This is a genomic window from Xenorhabdus bovienii (genome assembly GCF_024721015.1).
GTDB lineage: Bacteria > Pseudomonadota > Gammaproteobacteria > Enterobacterales > Enterobacteriaceae > Xenorhabdus > Xenorhabdus bovienii.
On sequence record NZ_JANAIF010000349.1, the window covers coordinates 1 to 377 of the forward strand.

The window sequence follows — 377 nt, forward strand, 5'->3', positions numbered from 1 at the left end:
GCCGGCGCAAAACTACCGGGAATGCCAAACATCTCTAAGCCACTGGACACGCTCCATGACAAGGCACCACAGAGCAGAGCTTCAACCCATCGGTTCTTACGTTCTACGCCATCGTAAATCAGACGCCCGTAGCAAATGGCGGCGGCCAAAATAGAGCCGGATATCTGAGGCCATGAATTTTGCAGGTTATTGAGCAGTTCGACCCATACATCAGGTTGTTTGTCCATGTTCTAATCCCATAACTGAATGATGTCCTGATTGGGCGGTGGGGTGATATCCGGCAGTTCAACCCATTGACCGGCGGCAAGCTGGGTGCTCAGGCAGAGATCCGGATTAGCTTCAAGCACCTGCTCAACAATCCCTTGTGTGCGGCCATA

2 protein-coding genes are annotated in these 377 nt (G+C 52.5%); both read right to left on the reverse strand.

What is annotated here, in order from left to right; translation table 11 throughout:
* Positions 1 to 227 (reverse strand): phage holin, lambda family (locus NXS07_RS20920; protein WP_258087623.1); only part of this gene is annotated, 227 nt, incomplete at its 3' end.
* Between the two features lie 3 nt (positions 228 to 230).
* Positions 231 to 377 (reverse strand): tail protein X (locus NXS07_RS20925; protein ID WP_258087624.1); only part of this gene is annotated, 147 nt, incomplete at its 5' end.